The 23651-nt window shown below is 57.9% G+C and carries 37 protein-coding genes; all 37 read right to left on the reverse strand.

Going from position 1 to position 23651, the window contains the following annotated elements; translation table 11 throughout:
* Nucleotides 1-179 precede the first annotated feature (179 nt).
* Nucleotides 180-875 carry a hypothetical protein gene (locus FHT87_RS25275; RefSeq protein ID WP_183805477.1) on the reverse strand — a complete coding sequence of 232 codons (696 nt, stop codon included), beginning with the start codon at nt 873-875 and terminating at the stop codon, nt 180-182.
* 4 nt (nt 876-879) lie between these two features.
* Nucleotides 880-1572, reverse strand: a complete 693-nt coding sequence (locus FHT87_RS25280; RefSeq protein WP_183805479.1) for a hypothetical protein — start codon at nt 1570-1572, stop codon at nt 880-882.
* A gap of 10 nt (nt 1573-1582) precedes the next feature.
* Nucleotides 1583-2263 carry a hypothetical protein gene (locus FHT87_RS25285; RefSeq protein ID WP_183805481.1) on the reverse strand — a complete coding sequence of 227 codons (681 nt, stop codon included), beginning with the start codon at nt 2261-2263 and terminating at the stop codon, nt 1583-1585.
* 232 nt (nt 2264-2495) lie between these two features.
* Nucleotides 2496-2843, reverse strand: coding sequence for a hypothetical protein (locus tag FHT87_RS25290; protein ID WP_183805483.1), 348 nt, complete (start codon nt 2841-2843; stop codon nt 2496-2498).
* Between the two features lie 49 nt (nt 2844-2892).
* A complete protein-coding gene (locus FHT87_RS25295) occupies nt 2893-3099 on the reverse strand; it encodes a hypothetical protein (RefSeq protein WP_183805485.1) in 207 nt (68 codons plus the stop codon).
* Nucleotides 3092-3379 carry a hypothetical protein gene (locus FHT87_RS25300; RefSeq protein WP_183805487.1) on the reverse strand — a complete coding sequence of 96 codons (288 nt, stop codon included), beginning with the start codon at nt 3377-3379 and terminating at the stop codon, nt 3092-3094. Before FHT87_RS25300 ends, FHT87_RS25295 begins: the two co-directional genes overlap by 8 nt.
* Entirely contained in the window at nt 3376-3834 is a 459-nt protein-coding gene (locus FHT87_RS25305; RefSeq protein ID WP_183805488.1) for a hypothetical protein, read from the reverse strand. Before FHT87_RS25305 ends, FHT87_RS25300 begins: the two co-directional genes overlap by 4 nt.
* Nucleotides 3835-3846: 12 nt before the next feature.
* A complete protein-coding gene (locus FHT87_RS25310) occupies nt 3847-4761 on the reverse strand; it encodes a hypothetical protein (protein ID WP_183805489.1) in 915 nt (304 codons plus the stop codon).
* Nucleotides 4762-4776: 15 nt separating this feature from the next.
* On the reverse strand, nt 4777-5373 hold the full coding sequence (locus FHT87_RS25315; protein ID WP_183805490.1) for a hypothetical protein: 597 nt from the start codon (nt 5371-5373) through the stop codon (nt 4777-4779).
* A 102-nt stretch (nt 5374-5475) separates the two neighbouring features.
* Nucleotides 5476-5979, reverse strand: coding sequence for a hypothetical protein (locus FHT87_RS25320; RefSeq protein WP_183805492.1), 504 nt, complete (start codon nt 5977-5979; stop codon nt 5476-5478).
* Between the two features lie 10 nt (nt 5980-5989).
* On the reverse strand, nt 5990-6883 hold the full coding sequence (locus FHT87_RS25325) for a hypothetical protein (RefSeq protein WP_183805494.1): 894 nt from the start codon (nt 6881-6883) through the stop codon (nt 5990-5992).
* An 11-nt stretch (nt 6884-6894) separates the two neighbouring features.
* Nucleotides 6895-7278, reverse strand: coding sequence for a hypothetical protein (locus FHT87_RS25330; RefSeq protein WP_183805496.1), 384 nt, complete (start codon nt 7276-7278; stop codon nt 6895-6897).
* A 13-nt stretch (nt 7279-7291) separates the two neighbouring features.
* Entirely contained in the window at nt 7292-7501 is a 210-nt protein-coding gene (locus FHT87_RS25335; protein WP_183805498.1) for a hypothetical protein, read from the reverse strand.
* A 123-nt stretch (nt 7502-7624) separates the two neighbouring features.
* Nucleotides 7625-8167 (reverse strand): hypothetical protein, encoded by a 543-nt coding sequence (locus FHT87_RS25340; RefSeq protein ID WP_183805500.1) that lies wholly within the window; start codon nt 8165-8167, stop codon nt 7625-7627.
* A gap of 9 nt (nt 8168-8176) precedes the next feature.
* Entirely contained in the window at nt 8177-10417 is a 2241-nt protein-coding gene (locus FHT87_RS25345; RefSeq protein ID WP_183805501.1) for a hypothetical protein, read from the reverse strand.
* A 5-nt stretch (nt 10418-10422) separates the two neighbouring features.
* The gene (locus FHT87_RS25350; protein ID WP_183805504.1) at nt 10423-10623 is read right to left on the reverse strand and encodes a hypothetical protein; all 201 of its coding nucleotides are present in this window, start codon (nt 10621-10623) and stop codon (nt 10423-10425) included.
* Between the two features lie 12 nt (nt 10624-10635).
* Complete coding sequence (locus FHT87_RS25355) at nt 10636-10968, reverse strand: hypothetical protein (RefSeq protein WP_183805506.1); 333 nt, start codon at nt 10966-10968, stop codon at nt 10636-10638.
* A complete protein-coding gene (locus FHT87_RS25360) occupies nt 10968-11240 on the reverse strand; it encodes a hypothetical protein (RefSeq protein ID WP_183805508.1) in 273 nt (90 codons plus the stop codon). Before FHT87_RS25360 ends, FHT87_RS25355 begins: the two co-directional genes overlap by 1 nt.
* 9 nt (nt 11241-11249) lie before the next feature.
* On the reverse strand, nt 11250-12815 hold the full coding sequence (gene terL / locus FHT87_RS25365; RefSeq protein ID WP_183805517.1) for a phage terminase large subunit: 1566 nt from the start codon (nt 12813-12815) through the stop codon (nt 11250-11252).
* Entirely contained in the window at nt 12778-13149 is a 372-nt protein-coding gene (locus FHT87_RS25370) for a DUF5681 domain-containing protein (RefSeq protein WP_183805519.1), read from the reverse strand. The genes terL and FHT87_RS25370 overlap by 38 nt, the downstream gene beginning before the upstream one ends.
* Before the next feature lie 526 nt (nt 13150-13675).
* A complete protein-coding gene (locus tag FHT87_RS25375; protein ID WP_183805520.1) occupies nt 13676-13924 on the reverse strand; it encodes a hypothetical protein in 249 nt (82 codons plus the stop codon).
* Between the two features lie 146 nt (nt 13925-14070).
* Nucleotides 14071-14259 carry a hypothetical protein gene (locus tag FHT87_RS25380; RefSeq protein WP_183805522.1) on the reverse strand — a complete coding sequence of 63 codons (189 nt, stop codon included), beginning with the start codon at nt 14257-14259 and terminating at the stop codon, nt 14071-14073.
* 652 nt (nt 14260-14911) lie between these two features.
* The gene (locus FHT87_RS25385) at nt 14912-15544 is read right to left on the reverse strand and encodes a hypothetical protein (protein ID WP_183805524.1); all 633 of its coding nucleotides are present in this window, start codon (nt 15542-15544) and stop codon (nt 14912-14914) included.
* Complete coding sequence (locus FHT87_RS25390; protein WP_183805526.1) at nt 15541-15936, reverse strand: hypothetical protein; 396 nt, start codon at nt 15934-15936, stop codon at nt 15541-15543. The genes FHT87_RS25385 and FHT87_RS25390 overlap by 4 nt, the downstream gene beginning before the upstream one ends.
* Nucleotides 15937-16016: 80 nt before the next feature.
* Complete coding sequence (locus FHT87_RS25395) at nt 16017-16256, reverse strand: hypothetical protein (protein ID WP_183805528.1); 240 nt, start codon at nt 16254-16256, stop codon at nt 16017-16019.
* Nucleotides 16253-16963, reverse strand: coding sequence for a hypothetical protein (locus FHT87_RS25400; protein WP_183805530.1), 711 nt, complete (start codon nt 16961-16963; stop codon nt 16253-16255). The genes FHT87_RS25395 and FHT87_RS25400 overlap by 4 nt, the downstream gene beginning before the upstream one ends.
* On the reverse strand, nt 16960-17391 hold the full coding sequence (locus FHT87_RS25405; protein WP_183805532.1) for a hypothetical protein: 432 nt from the start codon (nt 17389-17391) through the stop codon (nt 16960-16962). Before FHT87_RS25405 ends, FHT87_RS25400 begins: the two co-directional genes overlap by 4 nt.
* Complete coding sequence (locus FHT87_RS25410) at nt 17388-17708, reverse strand: hypothetical protein (RefSeq protein ID WP_183805534.1); 321 nt, start codon at nt 17706-17708, stop codon at nt 17388-17390. The genes FHT87_RS25405 and FHT87_RS25410 overlap by 4 nt, the downstream gene beginning before the upstream one ends.
* Entirely contained in the window at nt 17705-17965 is a 261-nt protein-coding gene (locus FHT87_RS25415) for a hypothetical protein (protein WP_183805536.1), read from the reverse strand. Before FHT87_RS25415 ends, FHT87_RS25410 begins: the two co-directional genes overlap by 4 nt.
* Complete coding sequence (locus FHT87_RS25420; RefSeq protein ID WP_183805538.1) at nt 17962-18627, reverse strand: HNH endonuclease; 666 nt, start codon at nt 18625-18627, stop codon at nt 17962-17964. Before FHT87_RS25420 ends, FHT87_RS25415 begins: the two co-directional genes overlap by 4 nt.
* Nucleotides 18624-18902 carry a hypothetical protein gene (locus FHT87_RS25425; protein WP_183805540.1) on the reverse strand — a complete coding sequence of 93 codons (279 nt, stop codon included), beginning with the start codon at nt 18900-18902 and terminating at the stop codon, nt 18624-18626. The genes FHT87_RS25420 and FHT87_RS25425 overlap by 4 nt, the downstream gene beginning before the upstream one ends.
* 102 nt (nt 18903-19004) lie before the next feature.
* Nucleotides 19005-19856 carry a methyltransferase gene (locus FHT87_RS25430; protein WP_183805542.1) on the reverse strand — a complete coding sequence of 284 codons (852 nt, stop codon included), beginning with the start codon at nt 19854-19856 and terminating at the stop codon, nt 19005-19007.
* Nucleotides 19856-21298, reverse strand: coding sequence for a DnaB-like helicase C-terminal domain-containing protein (locus FHT87_RS25435; protein ID WP_183805544.1), 1443 nt, complete (start codon nt 21296-21298; stop codon nt 19856-19858). The genes FHT87_RS25430 and FHT87_RS25435 overlap by 1 nt, the downstream gene beginning before the upstream one ends.
* On the reverse strand, nt 21295-21966 hold the full coding sequence (locus tag FHT87_RS25440) for a hypothetical protein (RefSeq protein ID WP_183805546.1): 672 nt from the start codon (nt 21964-21966) through the stop codon (nt 21295-21297). The genes FHT87_RS25435 and FHT87_RS25440 overlap by 4 nt, the downstream gene beginning before the upstream one ends.
* Nucleotides 21963-22547: a hypothetical protein gene (locus FHT87_RS25445; protein WP_183805548.1), complete on the reverse strand. Its 585-nt coding sequence runs from the start codon at nt 22545-22547 to the stop codon at nt 21963-21965. The genes FHT87_RS25440 and FHT87_RS25445 overlap by 4 nt, the downstream gene beginning before the upstream one ends.
* On the reverse strand, nt 22544-23227 hold the full coding sequence (locus FHT87_RS25450; RefSeq protein ID WP_183805550.1) for a GcrA family cell cycle regulator: 684 nt from the start codon (nt 23225-23227) through the stop codon (nt 22544-22546). The genes FHT87_RS25445 and FHT87_RS25450 overlap by 4 nt, the downstream gene beginning before the upstream one ends.
* Nucleotides 23224-23649 carry a hypothetical protein gene (locus FHT87_RS25455; RefSeq protein WP_183805552.1) on the reverse strand — a complete coding sequence of 142 codons (426 nt, stop codon included), beginning with the start codon at nt 23647-23649 and terminating at the stop codon, nt 23224-23226. Before FHT87_RS25455 ends, FHT87_RS25450 begins: the two co-directional genes overlap by 4 nt.
* Nucleotides 23650-23651 lie beyond the last annotated feature (2 nt).

Below are 23651 nucleotides of genomic sequence, written 5' to 3' on the forward strand. Positions count from 1 at the left end.
TCAAGGCATCGATTACAGACGAGAAGACGGAGATTCTGCAGGCGCGTCCCTGCCCATTCCTGTTGCCAATTAAGGGACGTGTGGTTGTAAAGGGCACCGCACCGATCGCAGATGGCGAACGAACGCGGATTTGAAGGACTGACCTGCGCCCTACCGTGGAACCTCCAAGCCAAATCTCGTTACCTCTGATAAAATCCGCCGGTTGCAGGGGCCAAAAACAAAGGCACGTTCTCGGTGTCCTGCTCTTGCGCGTTCTCCAGCGCCTGTTGCGCCTTGGCCTCAAGCCGTCCGACCTGTGCCGGTGCATAGCTGTGGGCCAGTCGTGCAGCCAGCCCCCACGCGAAGGCGCCGAACCAGCGATTAGGCAGATCGACATTCTCCCCGCCCTGCATGTTGGCATCGAAGATCTGCGAGACGCGGTAGTAGCGCAGCAGATACGGGCCATTGCCGTCCGGAACCTGCCAGAGGTAGATCGACGGCGACAGCAGACGGTCGAACCAGAAGCTCGTCACCCGCCCCTGTTGTTCCTTGTTCGGAAGCGATGCGTATTCGGTGCGCGACAGCGGCCAGATGACCGTATCGATCGGGTTCCCCGCGCCATCAAAAATGCGCCAGTAGATATCGAGGATCATCACCGTGCTGGGATCGACGGCATATTGCGCCTGTCCCTCGATCAACGGCACTTCGACCAGATCGACCTTCCACAAGTTCGGCGTGTCGTTGTTCCACTCCGCGAGCATCAGGTTCATCGCCATGCGGGCGTCCTGAAGATGCTCCTGCGTGATGGCGGAACGCCGGATGCCCGCCAATCCGAACGAGTAGAGGATGAACTCGCCGTTGGACGGATTGAAGTTGGTGGTGCCGCTAAGGGTCATCGGATCAGCTCAACACAATGGCGGTCACAGCGCCGCCGGAAACCGTGAGGGTAGCAGTCGTCGTGTATGTTCCGGTTACAGGGACAGTGAGAGCCTGATTGTTCGTCACGACAGCCTTTGTCGGGGCAAATGAGACCGTTACGCTCTGCAAGCCACCCGATGACACATTGACGGTCGCAAAATCGGTGGAGGGACTGACCGCAACGGACGCGTTTGTGGTGAAGCCATTCGATATGATCGTGTCTGTCGCAGCGGCAAGCGCTACCCAGTTGATGAAGCCGCCGGTAATCGCCACGGTACCGTCAACGGGACCGCCACCGCCGTTGTTTGCCATCTTCACGGTCATGCCGTTGGTGACGAGCGCGCCAGTACCTGGAACACCCACATAGGAAAGCTGGCCGGTCGGATCGACGATGGTTGCGGTGCAATTGATCTGCGTGCCATCGGCATCCTGAACGGTAATTGCGCCGGCCTGGTTGGTGATGACCGTTCTTCCCGCTGGCAGCGACAGGCTTTGCAGAGAGCCGCCGGAAACCTTGGCCGTTGCCGTGGAAAGCTGCGTTGTGCCATTGGAAGCCGTGACTGACGAGGATACTCCATCGATCACAACGGCACCGTTGGACGGCACTACCGTACCCGGCACGAAGGAAACGCCGCCCGGTCCAGACAGACCGTTCGCTGATATCGATCCAGCCATGCGTTGATCCTTATTGTACCGTGTAGCTAAAATTGATGCCGTAATCGTTGCTGCTGGTATTGGCCGACCAGAGTGTCAGGGAGGCGCTGTTGTCTCCTGCAAAGGAGATGACCGAGAATTGCCCCGCAGCGACAGGGTTCAAGACCGTCGTGCCAAACCCAGTTGCCTGATTCCCGGTGGTGAACGACGTGGAGACTGGCACCGAAAACCTAATGCTCGCCGATGATGCGTTGTTCGTGACCGTCGCCGAGAACCGGCCTGTCACGTTCACCACGTTCCCGACACGCTGATAGTAGAACAGGCCGACAAAGCCGACGGACGCGTTGTTGGTAAACAGCACACTCGGCGTATAGGTGCCCGAAGCCAGAGCAAGGCCTCCGCCAACGGCGGTGTCAACGTATTGCTTGGTGGCGAGCGACGCGGGATTGGCCGGGGCATACCCAGCGGCTGCCGCAATATCCGTATCGGAAATCGCCAGCCTGGCAGCAGCTCCGGTCAGAAAGACATGCTGCGTGACCGTTGCTCCGCTACGCACCATGGAATAGCCGACTTGGCCGGTCGTCGGGTCGGCGTCGGAAGCGGCCTGGATATTGAAGGTCGTCGTAGTCGGAAGAAGGCGCCAATATTTCTGATCTGCGGCATTCCCGCTGCGGAAGAAACGAATCTCCGGGGAGATATCTCCGAGAACCATGCTCGGGGTCCCGGCAACATTTCCTCCATTGAACGTGTGGAGGCCCGTCCATGTGGGAACGATAGCCTGATCGATGGGAGGGGCCGCATCGCTGCGCATGAATGTCTGAGCGCTGCCATTGACGGCGCTTGTACCAACCGATGCAGTCGGATTGGCAGCAGATGGAGGCGTTGCGCCCGGAACGTAAGAGATGCCCCCGCCGGTCGAGATACCGCTCATCCGATTTTACCACTCAGTTGATCGAAAGGGACTGGCGCACCTTCAGTTCGATGCTGCCGCCAGTGATGGTCGCGACATTCAAGCGAACCGCTGCGATAGGCACGATATAGTTGCCCGTGATCGTGGCGCTCGACCCGACCGGAAACTGCGGATCGGTTGTCCAGCGGACATTCGGGTTGGCGGTGTTGTCCTGCAGAAGTAGGTCATCCAGCGTGTATTCGACGCTATAGGTCGTGGTCACGCCGCCGGGAACATAGACCTGTATGGCGACGCTGAACGGCGCAATGGTCGAATCCAGATTGCACACCGTCGCCGTGCCCGTCGCTGATACGGTGACGAATTTCGAGAGCGGAGACGCCATTGGGCCATCCTCATACGGAAAGAGAAAGGCAGAGGCCGTAGCCCCTGCCTCAGTGGTGGAAGGATTTGAGGGTTTCGGCGAGCCGTGCTCTCTTGGCGAGCTTCGGATTGTCCGAGTGAGCAGCCTTTTCTAGCTTCTTCTCCGGTATCTTATCGCCTTGAGCTACGCCTAGCTCGCGATGCAGGGCACCCTTTTCGATATTGGCGCCCTGTATCCACTTCTTGCCGACTTCGCCACCTCGGGCGTAGTCAGTCACCCTCCTTGTCGCTGCGGTCGGAAACCTTAGCCGCAGACGATAACGGGCTGGAGTCGGCGCCGACACGGCCACCCGACTTGCGGCCGGGACGGTCGAGACGCATTTTCGACATCTTGCCGTCCGGCTTGCCCACTTCCTTCTTCTTGACGCGGCCTCCGTCCTTGCGTTCGTCGGCTTCCTTCACGACTTTGCTGCCGGCACCGGCATAGACTTCCTTCGGAGAGTCGTCCTTCGGAACCACACCGCCGTCCTTGCGGCAATTCTTCATCTTAGCCTTCATGGCGTATCTCCTGCCTGGGGCTGTTGAACATAGAGAACGGTTACGCGAACCGATCCGGCTGTGGTGGCTCCAACCGGGGTGATTGTGAACACCACTTGTGGAGTGGTGCCGATATCATCCATTGCTGCGAGCTGGGCGGCCGTGAACGTGGGACGTACCCGGCCTGCTGTCTTTGCATTGACGCCGCTGGCATATTGCGTGCCAGCAGCAGCAGTTCCCGCCGTCAACGTCGCGGAGGTCGCGGAGTCGAAGGCGACCAGCACGTCAACGATGATATCCACGATCTGGCTGCCGAATGGCATGTAGAGCGTGGAAGACACTGCATTGGTGCTGTTCTGTGTAAGGAGGGTGGTCTGCGACATCGCGCAGAAGCCCATATCGGAATAACCAGCGGCCGTTCCGTCGGGCTTCTCCGTGAATGTGGCAACCGGCCCCGTGAAGGCCGTCGTTGTCATGATGGCCTCCGATCAAGCCGTTGGGAAGGAGCCCCAGAGCGCTCTCCAGTCATTATACCCAAAGCTGTAGCGCTCGTATCCCTTCACCAGAAGGTTATCGGTGGTAAAATCGACCTGCATATCCGTCTCGAAGGCGACGCGCTCCAGATAGAGCAGTCCTTCGTTGTTGGTCAGCAGGAACCACGCGAAGTTGCTGGTGAGGAATTCCGAGACGACATAGCCCTCGCGAAGACCGCCCGAGGTGGACAGGATGGCGTTGACATCGTTGTCGGCTGTACCCGGACGAAGTTCCGTCTTGGTGAGGCGGATGGCGACCGGTTCAAGCGCATTCGGAACCACGAGCTTGCGAGCCCGTGCGAAGGTCTTCAGACCGGCATTATCGAGGAAGGTGACCGGGATCGTGGTCATCGCATTGAGCAGCGATGCCTCGTTGAGGTCAACCTGGACAGCCGGCGTGTTGGCGACAGTGCCGCCATCGATCGGATGCGCAGTGGAGCAGAGTGCCACACCATCGCCGCCGACTGCCGGATTGTAGACGTTCGCCGTGTTGAAGACGTTCCAACCGTAGATTTCCTTGGTCTGGGCAAAGGACTGCATCAGGCCGAGGTTGGAGGGCTGGAACTGCGCCTTGTAGAGGTTGTCGTCGATCGCCTTGCGGGTGATCGCGTAACCAAGAGCGATTTCGTTGTGCTCCTGGTTGTAGACGTAGCGCTCGCCAGCCTGGTTGTCGAAGGAGGTTTGCCCACCTTCGGTCTTGAGCTTGGCAAGGCCGAGGTAACGCATGGAGACCGTGCGTTCCAGAGCCATGTTGGATTTGCCCTTGCTGAATACATTCGGCCAGCGGGCGGGGATCTGATCGTACTTGCCGGTAACGCCACGCAGGCCCGGCAGCAGGAGATCGCGGATTGATGCGAGATTGACAGCCATGTTCCGAGACCTCCGTTACACGATGCCGGTGAGCGACTTGGTGTCGACGTTATTGAAGGCGACGACGATCCAGTTGCCGTTCGAAGCGACATCCGTACCGGGTCCACCCGGAGGCTGGGTCACGACAGCCACGATGCGGAAAGGCAGCGTAGCGGTGGTGGCAATCGTTGCCTGGTTGGCATAGGCGCCGGACTGGCCGTTGAGGGCATTACCGGTACCGATGGCGAAGTTGATGTTCGCGCCGATATCAGTTGCCGCAACGGGCGAACCGGCATTACCGGACTGAACGAGGAACTGCGCGTTCGGGTCGGTGATGATGTAGGCCGTGACGGTCGTATTCGCGAGAGCGGAACCGGAACCGGGCCAATAGGGCGACCAGACCTTGCGGTTGACGGCGGCGGAGTAATATTCGCAACCGACGAAGATACCGGCAATCTGTGTGGTGCCGGCGACGGACTGGGCAACCGTGCCGTCCGCCTGGGTCGTTACCGGGTCGCCCGAGTAGATCGCGCCAGCGGTCAAGGCGACACTGCGAGCAACCTGCTCATAAGTGGGCGCAGAACCGGTACCGCGGTACTGAGAGAACCCGAAGGGAGCAAAGGTATTAGCCATTGCCATTCTCCATTCTGGGATGTCTGAGTCTTGCTACCGGCCCGGTAGTTCGTCTCTGGGTGATGCCGCAGCGGCCCGCCACGGCATGAGAAATGGAAGCGCTCAATTGTCGATCGGGAGCGCTTCGTAAGAGGTGCGAGCGTAGTTCTTCAGGTTGGACGCTTCGCGCGACATCGTGCCGGCCGGCGTCTCCCCGAGGATCTGCTGTTTCTTGATGGTGACCATCTCGGTCGCGTTGGCGCGGTCTTCGGCCATTGCTTCCTGAGTGAGTTCGATCGGGCGTTCCATCAGCATCAGGCCGTCACGGATGATCGGGCCTGTGTGGCCGTCTGCGACGAGACCGGGATGGCGGGAGCTGTCCACCGGTTCCCATCCCTGTTCGCGCAGCAGCACGTTGTAGGACGGGTCTTCCTTGCCGTAGACCGTGACCGTCTTCCATTCGTAGGAGGAGCCGGACGGAATCTGCGATGCATCGATATGGAACTTATCGACGCTCTGGCCGCCCTTGCGCTTGCGGGAGCGGATTTCGTCGCGCACCGGTTCAAGGCGCAGGCTGGAGCGTGGTGCCACGCCGCGACGGGCTGGCTGTTCTGTCTCTTCGGTCATGAAGGTATCCTCAGTGAGTGGTGGTGCCGCTCTCGCGCTGGATAGCGACGAGGTGTCTGGCATATTCCGCATCGGTCATGCCGCAAGCCGCAGCAATCTCACGCTGGGCCGCAGAGAGGCGAATGCGGGTCTGCGAAGGGTTGGATGGCGACGTGGCGCTCTCGCGGCTTGGCGGGGCTGCTGGGGCCGATTGCGTGCGGGTCTGCGCTGGTTCGTGCATCGGGTCGGTGCGCGTCTCTTCCTTGGCCGGGTAGAGCTGCTTGTTCAGGAACTCGAAGTAGCCATCCGTGTCGGCCTGATGACCATTGCCGAGCGCCAGGTAATGCGCCTGCTCAAGCTTGCGCTGCTGATCGACGGTTCGAACGCTGTCGGGATGCGAGCGAATCCATGCCGCAGACTTTTCGGATACGCGGGATGCCCACTGTTCCACCGGATCGCTCTGCTGGCGGGCATCCTCGGCGCGGCGCTCGATGGCTGCCTTGCCTTCCTTGATACGCTGCGATCGGACGGCGATATCGGCAAGCTTGGCCTGTGCTTCTGCCGCAGCTTCATAGTCGCCGGCTTCCATCGCCTTGCTGTACTCGGCCTTGGCATCGGCCTTTTCATGCTCGACATTGGCAATCGCATTGTCGATCGCCGTCATTTCTGCACTTACGGCAGTGGCGCGGACCTGGGCGGTTTCGCGGGCATGACGCTCTGCCTCGCTCTGGCGAAGGCGTTCCGCCTCCTCCCGCTTGGCGTCTGCTTCCTCGGCCCGCTTCTGCGCGGCTTCGAGCTGCGCTTTCCAGTCTTCCGGCTGCGTGTCATTGCTGGGGACTTCGATATCGCCGTCCTTGGCCTTGTCAAGCGCAGCGTCATCGACGATCACTTCCAGATCGTCCTTGTCGGTCTCAATGTCTGACATGATGGATCACCTTAGTAGATAACGGACGGCTCGCTGACGCGGCCCTTGATATGAACGTCTTCAAGCAGACGGCAATGCGTGGCGTTCACGTCGATCGAGAAGCCGTCGGAGGTGCGATAGATCACCCAATCGCCTTCGTTGACGGTCTGCCCCCTGAAATCGTTATTGGGGTCATCCTCGAAGGCCAGCGGGCCTTTCTTCAGAACGAGTCCGACCTTGCCCTGCCACTTGTCCTCATTGATCGTGTTGTCAGTGAGGAAGATGCCGCCAGCTGTCTTCTCCGGGCGCATCCAGATACCGACGAGGATCTGATTGTGCATGACTTCGATCTGCGAGAGGTCGCCGACCGATGCGAGGATTTCTTCTTTCGTGCTCTGCGATTTCCTGCCTAGCATAAGGGCTCCATGGTTATAGGCGGCTTTCGCCCATCTGGCGGACGATCTCTTCCATCACCTCCAAGGCCATCCGCATGCCCTGGATTTCACCGCAGCGCTGTTTGTAGGCTGCGTGGTCTTCGGCCATGCCGGACGCCACCGCTTCCGTTCTGGAGTCGATCAGTTCATTGATCTGCTGGCGCGCTCTGGTGAGCAGGCGAACATCGAGATGGCTGGCGGTCATTGGTCCTCGCTTGCCTGCTTCCCCCGCCCTTCGATGCAGAGCGCACGCCAACGGAGCCGTTCTTCACGGACGAGCAAAACCTTGTCCCACCCGCGAGTTGGGGCAGCTTGTGAGAAGCGTGCGCTATTTCTTGGCTTTGCTGCCGTACTCCTCGATCTTCTCCAGTCGGCCGTCGCCCGAGCCTGCGCCGGCTTCCATCTTCGGATAACTGACACGGCCACCGTCCTTGCGCATCGGCATGGATGGAGACGGCGGCATGGGAGCGCCAGGAGCGCCTTGTGCGGGCATCGGAGGCGGAACTGGAGCACCACCCATGGGAGGAGGAACAGGCGGCGCTCCCGCCCCTTTCGGGCCAGATGCGACGATCACATTCACCGTGGTCCCCGAACCTTTCTTCGCCTTGCCGACATTACCGCCATTAGCGAACTTGCCGGGGCGATCCATGCGGGTCTTTGTCTTGGCGCCATCGACCTTGCCGCTGTCCACCCGACCGCCGCGCTTGTAGCCCTTGGCATAGCCGGTGGATGCTTCACCCTGCGAGCCATCGGATGCTGGCATGACATGGCCCACGCCTTCATCGCGCCCGAGATCGGCGGTGGTGATCTTCATGCTGCGCATCTTGTCATCGCGGGACTGGTCGGCCTCGCGCTTCATCTGGTGGGCCATGGTATTCTCCTATTGAGGGCCTAGAACGCCCAGATTGCGGGAAGCGTCCTGCACTTCATCAAGCGCCGTCTCGTGCTTTGCCAGATCGCCAAGGAAGTTGAGGCCGGCGATCTTGGTTTTGGCCTGTAGCTCTCTCGTATCGGTCGCAGCGGTTGCCATCGCGGTCTCGCGCTTCAATTGCAGTTCGTCATTGTCGGCTTTGGCCTTCTGAGCAACGCTAGCGGCCTTGAGTTGGATTTCCTGAGCCTTGGCTGCGGCCTTGGACTGCTGATCCTGCCCCTTCAGTTGCAGTTCAGCCATCTTGGCGAGAGCGAGAGGATTCGGCGGCTGTGAACCGTCTGCGGCAAGCAGGGCATCGGGGTTATCGTCACCCATCATCATGATGACACGGCGCAGCACTTCCTTGCTGTTCATCTCGCCTGGATATGCCTTGTCCAACTGGACCAGCGCCTGCGCCTTCATCAGCCGGTGCATATGGGATGGTGTGTTCGGATCAGCCATTGGCACGAGGGATGCATCCTCAAGTGCGGCGACGAACATCTCAGCGTTCCAACTGATCGTTCCCTTGACGGAACGTGTGAAGGATTCCGGGTTCTCCCTGAAGCATTCCTTCAGAAGCTGGAATTCCTCTGCCTGAGCGGCGTGGAGGCGTTTGTGGACCGCGCTCTCTATCTTGGTCGCCTGCTCGATCAAAGCGAGCGTGGTGCCAACTGGGGCGTCCTGCTTGCCCTCTCCAATGGCTACCTCTGCCGTGCCGCCGACCCTCTGGCCGGTTTCGCCGACCTTATCGATGAAGCCCGCGAAAGAGGGGCCGATATCCTTGTAAGGCAGTGGCATCACGGCATCGGATAGCTTTCCGCCGGATGTATCCAGACCCACGCCTCCGCCCGGAGGAACACGGAATTCATTGGTGTTCTGCCGCCCCGCCCCCTTGGCATAGAGGAAACCGGGGAAATTGGCGAACATGCCGGCATCCAGCATTTCACGCCATGCAGCGGTCAGCGCATTGGTGGTGTTCCCGAGGATATGGACGAGACCGATGTCATAGAAGCCGAGACCGGGGACGAACGAGTATTTGACGAAGCAGATCTTCGCCAGCTTGTTGTCATCTTCCTCGCGCCAGTTGCGACGCACTTCCAAGATGCGGCGGCTGTCCTTGTCGATCACCACGCGATAGGGAAGCGCGAGACCGGTGATCTTGCCCTTCTGCCGATCCTCAAAGCCGCGGATATCGAGTTCGCAATAGCATTCGTAGATCGTGTGATCGCGATCGGACTCCTGCATTGCAATCTGCGGATCAATGCCCTGGGTATTGGCAATTTCCTGATCAACCGCATTGGGCTGCGACGGATTGGCAACGCCAAGCTCCACAGTGCGATAGGCACCCGCCAACTGCATCCGCTTCAGTGTTGAGGGCCGCATTGTGATCTGATGCGTGACGCGGCGCGAGTTGCGCAGATCCGTTGATGCATCCGAGACGATCAGATCCTTGGCATCCACCGATTCCGATACCGGGCGTTGTCTGATCGGGCAGTTATAAACCTTCTTGAAACTGCAGCCACCGAAGCCGACGTAGAACAGCATCCGATCCGTGTCGGGGTAATATTCCGTCGCCGTGGTCGTCAGGTAGTAGTTGAGCCCGCTTTCCAGCGCTTCGGCAAGCTGGTCCTGCGTACCGTCTTCCTGGATCTTGTCGCTGACCTTCACCGGCCCGGAGGCAGGCAGGAGTTCGCCTCTCGCATTGGCCTGGAACCGCAGCACCGCCTCAAGCAGCAGCGGGTGGCGAACCGTCGACATGCCTTCGAGCGCGACGGAAGAGTCAATGCCGCTCTTCGGGTTCTCAAGCTTCAGACCGAGCAGGCGGATGCCCTGCGCCCGCGTTTCCAGCCAGTCGGTGCGTGACTGCTCGTCCTGCTGAATGCCGAGAAGCAATTCTTCCGATATGCGGTTAAGCTCACTCTCATCGATGTATTCGGCAAGGTTGGCATCATGCTTGGCCGAGCCGGTCGGATCGCGCTTGGCCTCCGGTTCGAAGTCGACAATGACGCCGCCGTCATCCATCTCGATGATCGCAGCACCCGTGGCAGGATCGACCGCAATACCATCGACATCGCCTTCCGTCTGCAGATCGACATCGATGTCACCGAGTATGCCTGCCGGCTCCGGTGGCGGCTCACGCAGCGCAGACGGCGCAAGCAAGCCCATCGGCATAGGTACTGCCGGGATGTCAGTCTTGGGCGGTCGTGCCATCAATACTATCCGCGGGTCAGAGCCGAGTCACGGCTGCGCTCGATCCAATGGCGATGGAGTTTTGTCATCCATGCATGGGCCTCATCCATCCTCATTCCGAGGAACAGAGGGCGGCATCCGAACGCTTCCTCCATAAGATTGTTGAGCAGGTCGTTCTCTTCCGCCATAGAGATTTTCTTGGGGTTATCGTTCGCAGTTTTGGCCACTGGGGCAACTCCTTAGATATCGAGAACGCTCAAAGCCGCTTCGGCCTCGGCGGTGAAGAATGTCCAGAGCGGGCGCTGATGGTCGGATGGGGGGACAATCATGATCCCGGCTCCAACCTGTCGCGGCGTGTATCGGCATGCCAGTGCATCAGGATCGTAGCCCATGCGGGTCACGACGGCGCGCGCTGCCCTCTCTATGCGGTCCATCTCTGGGACGGCGCCCGTCATTGATGGCGATGTGAGGAGATGGTCCGGGATGTAGTAGGACATAGGCTGGGGAACCATAGCCCCCTCATTGGCCGAGGCGATGATGCTTTCGGAAATATTCACCATACGGCTTTCCATCACTTTTCCTCTGCGCTGTCTGAAAGCATGACTGCTTCCTTCCATGTTCCAGCAGCAAACCAGCGGAACGGCGTATATCGTGGTGGAGGAAGCATCATTAGAGGCGGCAGCCAGCGCTTTTCAGCGGCAGGGTCGCGATAGTAGACCACATCGTAAAGGGTTAGCGTACCACGCTCATCAACTGACACGCGTCCAGCGTTCATGTTTTCGAAGCCGCCATCAGAGAACGTGACGCAGTATCGGTGTGATTGCTTCTCTGCAACGATGGCCATGATCGATCCTCACACTGGATAAAGCGGCTTCTCAACGCCGCGATGTTGCAAATCATCCACCAAGTCGGCGGCCATTTCGGAACCGTGGACCAAGAACCCGATATCGCGCAGATGCTTCAGCGCCTGGGTGCAGCTATCCACCAAGTCGTCATGCGGCGCCCTCGGGAATGACGCCATCTCGGTAATCACCATATCCGCCCAATCCCGATCAGGCGCATAGATCATCTCGTCCGCAAACAGATGCTGGATCGCATAGGCTCGGGCTACCTTGTCGCCACCCTTGGGATCGACGAGCTGCACGCCATACCCTTCAGCGGCATGAAGCCTGCGCAGTTCCTGCGAGACCGATATGCCGGCCGCCTTGGACTCGATCAGCAATCGATCCACCTTCAACCGCCGGCATGTCGACGCAGCCCGCTCCACCAGATTGTGAAGCGCCAGTCGATCGCGCCAGGCATTCATCAGGATCGCCTTGGGCATGTCGTAGCGGTCGTAGTAGACGCCCCAGACCGTCATGGCCGAATAATCGTTCTCTGTCTTTTCGGTGTAGGCCGTGTCTAGCGAGGCGATGATGTAATCACAGGATGGAAACTTCTTGAACTGCGGGTCATCGGGATCATCAGGATTGCCCCAGAGTTGCCACCAACCCCGCTGGAAAATGCCGCCGCCGCGTGGCGTAGGTGCCTGCTGATACTGGCCCGCATAACCATATGGCCCGAGCGTCGTCTTGAAGCCCTCGACCGTTCTGCGGGAGAAGCGATCAGACCAAGCAAGCTCTCCGTCCTCATCGCGAGGATCAGTCCAGCCGATAGAGGTATGATAGCGTCGGCCGTCCCATTCCATCGGGATCATCAGGTGCTCATAGTCGCCCAGTTCGATCAGGGCACCCGATACGTCTTCCTCATGGACACGCTGCATGATGACAGCGATTGCCGACTTCTCTTGATCGTTGAGGCGGTTCGACATGCCCTCACGGACCCATCGTACAGTTTCCTTGCGAACGTCTTCCGACTCCGCCTGCTTGACGTTGTGCGGGTCATCGAGAATGACACGGTCACCGCGCTCGCCCGTACCAACACCCCCGACAGACGAAGCGAACTTAAAGCCCGTATGACTGTTGGTAACGCGCTCCTCGCCGATCTTCCTCAGTGTGAACTTGTCACCGAATATACCCTGATACCAAGGGCTGATGAGCAGATCGCGGAAGCGCCCATTGTCGCGGTAGGTCAGAGCAGAGGCATAAGAGAACGCCACGTAACGCAGATGCGGGAACATGGTCCACTCCCATGCGGGCCAGAGCACATCCGCAATGAGAGACTTCATAAATCCCGGCGGGACGTTCACCAGAAGGCGATTGATCTGCCCGTAGGTGATCGCCTCGAAATGCTCGCAGATAGCCTCCAGCGCCCAGCCTTCGACCAACTGGCGGGAGGGCTCAAGGATATGCCATCCCTCGCGGACGAAGCCTAGAAGCGTCTGGCAGCGGGCTCGTATCTCTTCAGCTTCTGCAGCGATCCGATCACGTTCAGACTGAAGCTTACGCCGCTCCTTCTCCTCCCGGATCATCCTCAGCATCACGGCCGGCGCTACCGGCAAGGTTACCAAAGATGGTTTCGAGGCGTTCAAGGTCATCCGGCTCAAGATGGGTTAGATCGACTTGGATTGGTCCGCCGTTCGGGCCGCTGATGCCCTGCGTCACCTTGCCATCAAGGCGATCCGCAATTTCCTTGATGGCGCTTACTTCGCCCTTCTCAAGAAGCTGGCGAGCGTTCCATCTGAGTGAGCCTTTTTTGGCCACGCACTTGTCGCCGCGCTCAGCCGAAAGAGCCTCCATGAGAAGCGCTTCCTTGAAGGGTTTTGATTTTGGTCGGCCACCGGGATTGCCGCTTTTACCGGCTTCGAAGGTCATGTGTTGTTCTCAACTGATACGGTCGTTGATTTTGTTGCGTTTTCTTATATGAATTTCGAGAACTTAGAAAATATTTTCGCGCAGTTCAGTACTGGACCGGTAAAATACGATACATGGCGGATGAATTTTCTAAGCCACATAGATCAGCAGGACGATAAGCGCGATCCATAGCCACCCTATCTCGAAGGATAGTTCATCGCCGGCCACGCGAAGTTTGAAGGCGCATATATTGCGGATGTACTGCATCATCGGCACACCACCACAAACCCGCTCGCCTTCACATTCCCATCCTTGCCCCGTATAGCCCACAGGACGCGCTTTGGAGTCATGCCTAGTGTCTGACAGCGGACAGCACCAGAAACCTCGTGTACGACGCTCTGTGTGGCAAATAGAGGCATATCCGGTTTAGGGGTGTACTGTTTTGCTTCTGCGGCGGCTACAAGGAGTGCCATGGTGAACCCAGCAATGGCTGCGAGGACAGCAATAGCAATGAGAACGTCTTTAATGGACCGTTCGGATTGCGGGCTCACGCTGGAACACCCAACGATGGACGCGCCTGATGATACTCGCATTCGAAGCGCATTGTCTTGAGAGCGGCGAGTTCCTTTGCGGTCACATTACGGTTCTCCGCCTTGGAGAAACCCGTATCGATGACCTCTTGCGTCTTGGCCCGAAATACGTCTCTGCGGCTTTCGCACTCTTTCATGTCATAGGGCAGCGGGCCGGCTACACCGCCGATCGCTACGCCCATGTAGATGACAAGGAAGAGATTCATGCCGCCTCGCACTTGAATTGCTGCATGCGCTTGATGTCGGAATGCTTGGCGCGATGGCCGATACAAGAGCCCTGACGCTTCCACGGCTTGCACATGAGGCAGCCGGAGCGGGTTGACTTGGGGCGCTTGCGCTTGATGGTGGGCCATCAGTTCAGCCACCTGTGCGTCAGTTCATGTTCGGTGATGTAGAACCAGATGACGCTTCTGTTTTCCGAGAACAGTTCAAGCTCTCCGTCGCTGTCGAAAAGAGCCCAGCCGGGGAGCCCTTCTTCCGTCGTGGCGCGGCGAATGTATCTGCAGCGATCCAATGACGAGAAGTCGCTTTCACTGCTCATCTCGCTCTCCTGAATGATCCACGCCTACCAAATCTCGCCCAGGTGGCGAGCGCTGATTTTATTGATCTTTCAGCCAATTTAACGGGATTTCCCCGTGATTTACGCCCAGGTTGGCGAGCGCCTACCGGATGGGTGTGGGTGTGGTCGGGAAGGCAATCCTGCATATTCGCCTACGGGACGGATGCCCTCTTTGGTGCGATTTCTGCCTAGTTCAAGCTACACGCTTGTTTCGGCTATCTGCCGCTTCGGCTACTTGCGATCCATTCGCCTTCCCGATCTGGACGCCGAGGAGGCCGAAGCCTCACACGCAAACGCGCTCCCGAACGATATGCTGGATCTTCAACGGGGCGCAGGCCCTCAGATCCGTAACTTTCCTGCGCTGCATGTCCGCCTACCGGATGGGCGAGAGAGTTCTCCCGAACGATTCATGCCCTAGTCGGACCCTTGCGGGCGAGGACCTCACGAGGCCTTTGCATCCACCATTAACCGACTGTCGGAAACGACATGGACTTCCACCATGCTCGGAGTATTGCCGGCCGGGCTAGGCTCCGTTTCCGATCTCTGTGCCTTGCGGCGAATTGGCTTTGGAAGGCTGGAACCCGTTTATTAGACGGGGGCGGACTTTTCGCTTTATACCAGCGCTTCCAAATTCTTACGCAGCCTGCCGCTTCTTGCGCTGTTCGTAGCGCTGGCGACGGCGTTCGTTTTGCGCCTCGGCCCACGAGAACTCTTCAAGCTCACGGTCGAAATCGCTTGCCATTGGCCTTGCATCAGGAGCGCGCCATACTGCGATGTTGGTGTCTTTATGCCCGATTTCCGGGTCATCTGTAAAGCCATCGTCTGGCGCATTATCGTTATGCTGCAATGGCTTGCGCCGAAAAGCTGCAACAATGCATTCAATTGCGGCCCGACGACGCCAATCTCCGAGCTGTCGGCTAATCCCCTCGACCTGCTTACACCACTTGGCGAACGGTTGCCTACCGGCTTCAGAAGCTGCCCACGCCCATAGCGCCCGACGTTTCCTTTCATCGGGGATAAGGGCAATCACCTCCATAGCAGCTTCCCACAGCCCCACGTCATTTGTGGTAGCGCGTAGCTTCTTCGGGTCGAGCCACGCCCAGTTGGCAGCGTGAAGGTCTTCTTCGTGCCAATGGTTCATGTCTGCAAACGAATGTATGTACCCGTGATTCATAGCTTTGAGCTGAATAGGCCGCGCCGTGTCCGGTAGCTTGCGATCGACTTCTGCAGCCTTGACGAAAAGCTCGATTATCTGTCCCTCATTCATGCCGCACCTCTTCGCCTATCGTCTAAAAGATCGGGTTGTTTGGCTAAGCCGCCGAACTGGCGCTTCAGTCTCTCGTATATCATGCCAGATAATGCGTATCGCTTGGGAATGATACCATCGAGGTCTAAGCACCAATGTTCAAGCCATCCGAGCGGAAGCGCATCCCAGAACTTGAACCATGATTCAACGTTGTTCTCTATCAGGTCTGGGAAGTTCTCGTTCGTTGCCCGGATCATATCACTAACGGCCCAAAGCGTAGTCTCTGTCAGCGCGCTCTTGTTGTTGGCCGTCTCTGCCAATGTCATCACAAGAAAGCGGCCATGATCCTCTCCGTAGCGCCTGCATATCCGCTGCAATGTCACGACAGCCCGCGTCTCTCCAACAGCCGGCATGACATTCGCCGGGACTATGGTTATCCCAAAGTCGGAGAATATCTGTTCAGCGCAGAGAGCAGAGACGCGGGGGGATACCGTCATATGCCTGCCGCTTTCTCGATTGCTTCACGCTTCATTGCATTCCAAAGGCGAATAGCTTTCGTGCGGTTGAGATCGTTAGGGTCAGCCTTGAAGGCCCCGATTGCTTTCCGATAGACCTTGCGGCGCTCCATTCGGATCGATGTCCAATGCGAGCGGCATATCCATTCGACAGCGCGCTCATCACCCTTCCAAGTGCGTCCGCAGAAGGGCACGCAGCAGGAAAGACGGTCGCTCATGCCTTCACCTTCCTTTCCCATCCATTGCGGTCTGCAAGACGCACAATGGTCTTGCCCCGGCTTTGCAGCGCCTTCTTCGTCAAATCCGCTCGCCTATAGGGCCATTCCATGTAACGGGCGATCCTTTGGATGCTGTTCCTGCTTATCTTGAAGGTTTCGTTGAAATCGCAATACGGCATACCGTCATAATAGGCTTTCTCAACAGCCCAAAGAAACGTTTCCCCGCTTGGAAGAACGAGCCGCATTGACGCCTCTTGTTCAGTCGGTTTCGGCTCCTTGAGCATGAGATAAACGCAACTGTGATCCCGCATGAACATCCTGCCTATCTGGGTGGTGCCCAATCCCCATTTGGTGTGCAATTCCCAAGCGAGAACACGCCGCGCCATCCGATGCGGAATATATTGGAATTCGCCTATTATCTCATTGACGGTAAACCCCAGTTCCCACGCCCTGCGCTCAAGGTATTGCCGTGGGTTCTTGGCATATTTCGATGACCTGCGGTAATCATCCACATGGGCATCAAACCAGATATGCTCTCTTTGCCACGCAGCGTTCGCTACAGCGCGTTCAATGGGTTTTGCAATGGTAGACACCGGACGCGGCTTAACGCTCGTCTGTAGCCCCATCAGCTTCTTTCTGCGCTCTGCCTGCATTCTGCAGTAGGCGTCTGCGTCGAAGGGCTTCTTTGGTTGGACGTGGACGTTCATTGGCCTATCGCCTTCAACAGATCGCGCAAGGAGCGCTTGTGATAGAGCATGTTGATCTCCTCTTGGATCAAGGTCATGCGCTCGCTGTAGATTGCCAGCTTGCGATGGGCCGCTACCGAATGAAGCGCCATGACGTTCTGAGATACGATCGGATCAAGCCGGTGAAGTTTTTGCTGCCGCTTTTCTTCGATCTCGTCGTCTGAGAGTTGGCCGCTGATAAGGCGCTTGAGACGGGCGATCTCGTCTAGCCGCCAGTCTCCGCTGCCTTTAATGCAGCTAGCGTCGGATACCGGAGTGCCCCATGGCTGAACCGCCATAAGCCCACCGACATTCATACCGGAAGGAAGAGACTTGACGGCTGTCTTCGCCGCTTGTGGACCGGCTATAGCCGCGCCGCCGATGAAGCCGAGGAAACCGCGTCGTTTCATTCCGCTGCCTCCTGCATGTCTTCCTCAAGCATGCGCTGCCAGCGTCGGAAACCATTCAGCTTCCGGTCGGCTCGATCGCCGTCGTATTCATCGTTGACCAGCTCGCGCAGCCACTGCACTGCTGCATCAAGGTCGGCGATCTCTTCGAACAGCGCTTGGCGGTTCGGCTTGCCGGTGACTGGCTCGCTTTGGTCGAGGCCCTGAATGAGACAACGGGCAAGGATGCCGGCAAGCTCGGTTGCTTCTTCGCATGCCTTACCGAGCGCCTGGTGGATGAGCACGTCCGGCTCTGGTTTCCAAAGGGTGATGCCGCTCATGCCTTCTCCTTTCGCTGTCTGAAAACCGACCCCGCTTCTTTTCTCGCGGCTCCGATAACCTCTCCGTCGCGGACCATTTCGCTATTGAGATAAACCAGTAACGCATCCGCTGCGGCTGCTCTTGCCTTCTCTTCCGTTGGATAGATGACGGGTTTGCCGTGAGATTTGATGATCTCGTTGGTGGCTTTGTGCACCCGTCTGAACCAAGCCAGATAGCCATTGCGGACGGGTTGAGTGCCGATGGCGAAGTGGTTCATCTCTCGGAACTGCCCCTGCGTCGAAGCTCACTGACTTTCTGATCGACACGTGCGAGATTCATAAGAACAGGCTTCAGTTCGTCAGGGGCGGCGTCGTAAGCCATGACACGGGTCGCACGCCCACCATTGAGCCTGGGAAGAACGCCGCGAGGAATCAGTATCCAATTCGCAGGATCTGTGTTCTGCCTGTTGCCGTCAGCTGCCTTCAAGCACATGCCATCCGGCACCGCGCCGTTGGCTTTCTCCCAAAGGTAAAGGTGCTTCAGCACATACCGGCGTTCATATCCAGTGTGAAGGTTTTCCTCATCGACGCTGATTTCTATGTAGCCGTCCTTTGAAAGGCGCTCATGTCCGAGGAACTTGGTGTTATGCGGAAGTTGGCCGCGTTTGAATTGCGTCTTGCGAGCGTTCGGGGGGCGCCCACCCTTACCTTCTGGGCATGGAACCCCCTTGTTGTGTGGCTCCTGTCCTTTGGAAAAATAACCCGTGCGGCCTGTCTTCCACCCCTTACGCTTGCGTAGCGCGTGAAGGTTCGCGGCTGATACATCCGAACGCCCAAAGGCATCTGAAAACGCGCGGTGATAGTCAGCAATGGGGAGAAGACGGTTATCCTCAAGCCATGCCATCTCGGCGGCGCTATACGGGATCGAACGACCTTTCACTTCTCGCTCCCGTCAGCGATAGCCTTACCTTCGATAGTGTCAGGCTGGCGGAAGATCGTCGGTAGCATTGGCTTGAAGCGGTCGCCGTGATTGGCAACGAGAGTTGCCGCCTTCAAGGATAGATCCGAATTGCGGATGATCTGCTCGCTGACACCAACAATAGCATCGGCGCGCTTCACTTCGTTTTCTATCTGCTCTGTTGTCAGGTTCTCATCACACAGCCGTTCAAGCTGCGAAAAAAGATGATTGTTAAGATCAATAAGGCGGTTCTTCATGCTCATCTCCTCGATGAAAACTGTTTCGCTAACTTCGCCATCACACTCCAAGACTCCCCTGCCCCGAAGCGCCCAAGTCTTCGAACTGTGTCCGCGCTCCGTTCATGCTGCCTCTCCGAAAAGGTCCATTTGCCCCTTGGCCTCGGGTGGATTTGGTGTTGTCGGCTGTGGCTCAGAATCTGCCGCGGGCTTTGAGGTGATTGCCTCGACTTCCTTCTCTTCGAAATCGCAGCACACAACCTCACAGATGGGCGATACACTGCGCCAGGCATCCTTGTAGCAAGCAGTATCGATGCCGCATGACGGGCCGAGATAAATGCCGGTCTTCTGTTGGAAATCGAAGGCTTTGCCGCTGGTATCTCGCCGATAGGTCTGGTCTCCGCTGTACCGGAATCCTGCCGACATTTGCGGAAGGATGAAGGCGCCGTAGTTTGCTAGATGGGCGGCAATGTCGATCACATGGAATTCGAACTCAGCGCCAGTGTATCTTGGCGCGCCCTTCCCTTCGGGTCGCTTGATCTTGCCGAAGGGCGGGTTGCTGATCGCGATATCGAAGTGGCCCAGATCCATATCCAGCACATCGAAGACGCTTGCTTCGATCCATCTGGCTTCTGGGAGGAGTTTCTTGCCAACGGCGATATAGTCGGGATTGATCTCAATACAGGTGATATCTAGCGGCGTCCCGCTCCAGCGATGCATCATGCTTGCCGCGAACGAGAGGATGCCTATGCCGGCGCAAAGGTCGATCATTCGACCCGAGAACGTCTCAATCGCAAAGTCTCGCGCCAATTCGTATGGGGTGAAGAAAGCACCGGCCACGGTGTTGATATGCGAGGCGGACTCCTGCCAGTTGTCGATAACGAAGAACTTCTCATCTTCAGTCAGCACATCTTTGCTGAGTAGATCGCAAGCCTGTTGATGCGCCTTGGCTTCGGCCTTGGTGAGCTTCGCCATCAGATCATTCTCCCTTGCGGGTCTTCGGACCTCATGGACACATAGCGGGTATATCGAGCCTCAAATTTCAGGCGCTGCGTAACGGACGTATCGCCGAAGCGGCTCTTGATGACGCCGATCTCAGCGACCGTTTCGATATCCGCGCCGAACTCCGCAAAGACTGCGGTTATGTTTGCATGATCCTTCGGGCCAGCCGTCGCCAGCATATCCTTGCGGTACTTCTCTGGGCGATAGAGATATACGATGGCATCGTAGTCTTCACGGGCGCCCGCGCCGCCATAGAGATCCTTGCTGATCGGACGCGGGTTTAGACGACGATCACCCTCCCCGTTTCTTTGATTGAGCATCAGAACAGCCGTCTTCGTCTCGTCCGCAAAGGATTTCCATTCGACGTTGATTTCGCCGGCAATGCGGTCTGGAGACTGCCGCTCGTCGCGCGGCTTGATCTTTTTGATGTGGTCTATGACGATGAATGGCGTCTTGCCGCCTTTGTGCTTGGCTATGAAGTTCTTTGCGTAACCAATTAGGCGAGGATTGCTTTCGCGATGGCAGCGGATGATGTCGATCGGCTGGGTGTTGATCCATGTGGCGAAATTGATGCTCTGGTCCTGTTCGGATTGGCTCATCAGGCCATGCGGGTTCTTCTGCTGCTTGGAGTCGATCCCGTAAACCTGGGCTATCATCTGCGCTACGCATTGGCCCTGCGATTGGTCATAGGAGAGGAAGAGGACCGGATGGCCGCACTTGAGGGCGTGGAGCATGATCTGGATGGTGAGGCTCGTCTTTCCTTCATTACTTGCCGATAGAAGGCCGTAGAAATTTCCGGCTTCGAAAACATCCTCGTTCAGTACCTTGCGCAGTTCGGACAAGCCCACCGCAACACCGACCGAACCTTGATTGGCCGCCGACGCATTAAACCGGTCCATGTAGGAATCACCGGGACGCGCATGCTCCTTCGCGGACAATTCCATGCAGCGGGTGCGGATCTTCTGGCTTAGGCTATCGATCTCATCGAGAAAACCAGCAGTGCCCCACCGATCATAGGCGGCGGCAATCATGTCCTCCGCATCCTCGATAGCCCATCGAGCCGCGGCAGCTCTGATGATGTCCTCCGCGTGCTGGTTGACCATGATCACCATGCAGGCGCTGTTGACGAGAAGCGCCAGGTATTCCGCTACGGTCAGATCCCCGACCTTCATTGCAGACCGGATAAATGGCATGATCGATACCGTGGTGATCCGCTTGCCATCGGCGCGAAGCTGTTTCATTGCCTCGTATATCTTGCCGTGCAATGGCTCGTAGAAGTGTTCTGGCTCCAGTGGATGACGGATTGCATCGAATGCGTCTCCGTTCATCATGATGGCGCCTATGAGCTGCTGTTCTGCTAGAAGGCTTTCAGGGACAGAGCGAGACGTTTGGAGATTACGGGCGGGGGCTGTCATGCGAACATCTCCCCCTGACGGGCGTCATTGCGGTCAAGCATGCGGAGAATGGTTTCGCCTTTGTGCGCCTTATCCCAAATGAACCAGGCATTGAGCATGGGAGGAGCGCCCTGCCCGGTGAAGTCGATCTTCCAGCGCATGAGGTAGACGCGGGCCGGAGGGTGCGCGGCGTAGAACTGCTTGAGCCCCCCAGCGCCAGGCCATCCCCAATTCATCAGGAGGCCCATGTATTCGACATCGAGAACATCAAGAGCGTGTTTCAGCCAGCGGGCCTTGCCGTTCCCCCAACCACATTCTGCAAACGGAGGATTTTCAAGAATGGCCGTCGCCGGGGCTTCTGAATATTCGTAGAAGCTTTTGATCTCTGCTCCGCATCCACGGTCAACCAAATCGCTATCGTAGGTATTCAGCCCATGCGCACGCAGTTCCCGGCCGATAACGCCAGTGCCACAGGCCGGCCCCCAAATAAGAGGGAAATCTTTGAGGCGATCTATCTCGGCGTGGATGATGGCGCGAATGGGTTCGATCGGAGTCGGGTAAAACTCGTCCTTCTCACGCTCCAGCGCGTCCACCTTGACGATATTGCCTTCGAGGTCGCGCACGGCGACGGGCTTTGACTTCTTGCCAGTCGCGCGGAATAGCCCGCGTGCAGATGTCGCAGTGTTCATGCTGCAGCACTCCGCTCGTTACGGCGCTGCAGGAGGGCAAGGAAAGCAGGCTCGTATCGACGCGCATGGAGCTTTGCACCCCGCCAGCAGATCGCAAGGGCGCAGCTCTCCGCGGCATTATGGCTGATTGCCTTCTGTGCAGGCAGAGTGATCTCCAGCCGCTCGCATTCGGCTACCGCCGCGGCCTTCCAATCCTTCTTGCCCTTGTTGTCGAGCGGCGGTTGAAAGCGTTCACCGAAGAACAGCTTCCGCCATGTTGCCGGCGGTATTGTTCCATACGCGATTCCAAAGTTGGATATTGTGGCGACAATGGCCGAGGTAGCAATCCAGGGATAGAGCATTGCATCGGCGCTCGTATTGCCGATCTTGGCTAGGGACTGCTCTTCCAGCACCACAAAATCAGGCTTGCCAAGCTCACGGATAAGCCGCGTTACCTTGAGGCCGATCTGGTCTCCGGTGAAATAATGGTCGGAACCTTTCGGCACTTCCATGACACCGCAACGGATAGCCGAATGATGCTTGGAAGTGTCGTACCAGCAGTAACCGGTGTGCTTTGACGGGTCGAATGAAGCGATTATCAAGACAGCTTCTCCATTCCGCGATGCGCCCGCCGCTCGGATTCCGTTCCCGGCCCGAAGGAAATACGCGCATGATGAGAGCAATAGGACGGGTGACGTTCGGATATATGCGAACCGCAGCAGCCCATGTCCGGGCCCAGTTCGTTATCGACCGGGAATTTGCATTGCCCTCCTTGGAGATCGATGAGTTTGACCGGCGCAACGCCTTCCAACTGAAACTGCACCGCATCGAATATGTGCGTCTTCGCCTTGTTGTTCATCAGGGCTTCAACCGGAACTTCGGGAATACCCTTGATACGAACGACGGTCGGAATCCGTTTGCGCTTCGGAAAGCGATGCCGGTATTCATGTGCCCTGTCATTGATGGTCGTGGCACCGCACCCGAGAGCGGCGGCGATCTTCACCACCAGTTCGCCAGCGGCCCACATACGCGCTGCTTTGTCCTCAAGCTCTTTCGTCCACATGAAGCGCTTTTTGGAAGGTTCGTGCGGTTTGGACGAGCTCGGCGACATGCGCCGTTGCGGGAACCTGTCTCGCTCGCGCCTGGCTAGACTGACGACGGAATTCTTCGTGCGGTTAAGACGATCTGCGATCTGCTGCGAGCTGTATTCGTCGCGCCACATCTGGACGGCGATGGTCTTCTCTGCGTCGGTCCATGAGTCTTGTTTGACGTGGATGCTCATGCGAACGCCCTTTCCCGCTTATCGAACCCGGCATAGTGGATAAGTGTTTTGATTACCGGCTTCGGCACAGAAACCGCCACAGGAGGCCGCTGAGTGGCTTTCTCAGTCTTGGTTACCTTCCTATGCTCTTGACGCTTCGTGCCCTTTGGCGCGCCAACGCGGGCGATTGTGACCACTTCGCATTGCTCGGGTCTGACATGGCAGACGAATTCCGTTCTGCCCCAGCGCCGCTTGGAGTTGATACGCTGCGCAAGGCCCATATCCGCCAGTTCGTTGACGATGGTGTAGATGTTGCGCTTGTCTTTGTAGCCGAGGTCATGGGCTGCATCGTCCATGTTGAAGGCGACGATGGAACCGAGTGGCCCCCATGATGAGAGATAGGCGAGCAGAAGCTCTTGCTGGACGGAGATTTTAGGTTTCATGA

Source organism: Rhizobium sp. BK316, assembly GCF_014193695.1.
Classification (GTDB): Bacteria; Pseudomonadota; Alphaproteobacteria; order Rhizobiales; family Rhizobiaceae; genus Rhizobium.